We start from the raw sequence: 2,399 nt of genomic DNA on the forward strand, positions 1-2,399 counted from the left end.
TGTTAATCAGCGTGCAAAACTTTCCAGATTTCCGGGGTAAACAGCGTCCAATAGTTTCCACCCCGGGGTGTGCAACCATCCGGTCTTTCGGCCGGAGAATCTGGGGTGTTATCGATGGATATAATTGCCGAAATTCGGCGCCGGCATCTGGTTAGCGGCGAGAGCATTAGTGCGATTGCGCGCAGCCTTAAACTCTCCCGGCCAACGGTGCGCAAGCATCTGCACTCGACGGCTGAACCGGTGTATGCGCGTCAGCAACAGCCCTCGCCAAAGCTCGGTGAGTTTCAAGTCACTCTGCAAGCCTGGCTCAATACCGAGCAGCATTTACCTCGCGCCCAGCGCCGTACGGCGCAGCGGTTGTTCGAGGGATTGCAGATCGAGGGTTATCGCGGCGCTTACGACAGCGTGCAGCGCTTCGTAAAACAGTGGAAATCCGTCAAGAACGGGCCAACGACAACCCAGGCGTTCGTGCCGCTGGTGTTCGCACCCGGCGATGCTTGTCAGTTCGATTGGAGCCACGAGCACGTCGAGATCGATGGCTTGCCGCAGACCATCAAGGTGGCGCATTTTCGTCTGGCCTACAGCCGGCAGATGTTCGTCGCAGCCTATCCCCGCGAGACCCAGGAGATGGTGTTCGATGCCCATAACCGGGCCTTTGCGTTCTTTGGTGGGGTGCCGCAACGGGTCATATACGACAACCTCAAGGCGGTGGTCGAGGCGATCCTGGTCGGCAAGGAACGACGCTTTAATCGCCGGTTTATGGCCATGGCTAATCACTACCTGTTCGAGCCGGTGGCCTGCACCCCAGCCTCGGGCTGGGAAAAGGGTCAGATTGAAAATCAGGTGGGTAATGTCCGGGAGTGGCTGTTCACGCCGATGGCGCGTTTCGCCAGCTTTGCGGCGCTTAATGACTGGCTGGCATTACGTTGCCGCGAGCTGAGCCAGCGCGAGCATCCTACCGAGCGCAGCCAGAGCATTGCCGAGCATTTCGCCCGCGAGCAACCGTTATTGCGCGCGTTCAGCGCGACCTTTGACGGCTATCTCGAGCAGATGCTGCGCGCCTCCAGCACCTGCCTGGTGCGAGTTGATCGCAACCGCTACAGCGTCCCTGCCGAATGGGCCGGTAAGGCGGTGTCCGTGCGCAGCACGGCCACTGAGGTACGGGTCGCCGCCGAGGGTGCGCAGATCGCCGAGCACGCTCGCCGCTTTGGCCGTGACCAGTTGATCTGCGATCCCTGGCATTACCTTTCGGTACTGGAGAAGAAGCCCGGCGCCTTGCGCAATGGCGCGCCCTTTGTCGAATGGGATTTGCCGGCGGCGATCCAGCAGGTTCGCGAACGTCTGCTCAAACAACCTCGTGGCGATCGCGCCTTTGTTGAGTTGCTGCTGGTCGCCCGCGAGGTCGGTCTAGACGCACTGCAAGTGGCCTGCGAGTTAGCGCTCGAATGCGGCGTGGTCAATGGCTCGCTAGTGATGAATGAACTGCGGCGCCTGACCGCTCCAGCCCGGCCAGTGCAGTTGGAACTGCCGGCACAACTGCAACTGCGCATTGAGCCGCTGGCCGATTGCGGCCGCTATGAGCAGCTAAGGAGCGGCCAGTATGTCCATTGACCGCGCCGCCCAACTGAAGACCTTACAGCTGCACGGCATGGCCACTGCGTGGCGCGAGCTATTGGCCGAAGCCCCGCGCCAATCAAGCCCTCCGGAGGTCTGGCTGGATCGCCTGATCGAGGCAGAACAAGCCGATCGGCAGGTGCGCAGCTTGCGCTATCAGCTCAAGGCCGCCCGTTTCCCGATCCATCGTGACCTGAGCGCTATCGACTGGGCCGAAACGCCCCTTGATCAAGGGCAGATCCAGCAACTGGCCAGCGCCGCCTTCATGGACAGCGCCCACAATCTGATCCTGGTCGGTGGCACGGGCACCGGCAAAACCCATCTGGCCACCGCCTTGGGCGTCGCCGCCATCCATCAAGGAAAACGCTTGCGCTTCTACAACGCCGTCGATCTGGTCAACCAACTAGAGCGGGAAAAACAGCAAGGTAAAGCCGGCAACCTGGCCAAGCAACTGCTGCATATCGATGCCGTAATTTTGGATGAGTTGGGCTATTTGCCGTTTCCCGACTCGGGTGGCGCACTGCTGTTTCACCTGATCAGCCAGCTCTACGAAAAGACCTCGCTGATCATTACTACCAACCTGTCGTTCGGCGAATGGGTCAGCGTTTTCGGCGATGCCAAGATGACCACCGCGCTGCTCGACCGCATCACTCACCACTGCGAGATCCTAGAAACCGGCAATGACTCGTTCCGCTTCAAACAGCGCAAGAAACAGATGAAAACCACGTAGCCGACTGGAAAGTTTTGGACGCTGTTACCTGGAAACTATTGGGCGCTGATTGACA

The 2,399-nt window shown here is 59.9% G+C and carries 2 protein-coding genes; both read left to right on the forward strand.

Annotated elements, in window-relative coordinates:
- Nucleotides 1–105 precede the first annotated feature (105 nt).
- A complete protein-coding gene (istA, locus tag ACI77I_RS31845) occupies nt 106–1,611 on the forward strand; it encodes an IS21 family transposase (RefSeq protein WP_407000156.1) in 1,506 nt (501 codons plus the stop codon).
- Nucleotides 1,601–2,344 carry an IS21-like element helper ATPase IstB gene (gene istB, locus ACI77I_RS31850; RefSeq protein WP_094953903.1) on the forward strand — a complete coding sequence of 248 codons (744 nt, stop codon included), beginning with the start codon at nt 1,601–1,603 and terminating at the stop codon, nt 2,342–2,344. The genes istA and istB overlap by 11 nt, the downstream gene beginning before the upstream one ends.
- Nucleotides 2,345–2,399: the final 55 nt, after the last annotated feature.

This window comes from Pseudomonas sp. D47, from assembly GCF_045447305.1.
Lineage (GTDB): Bacteria > Pseudomonadota > Gammaproteobacteria > Pseudomonadales > Pseudomonadaceae > Aquipseudomonas.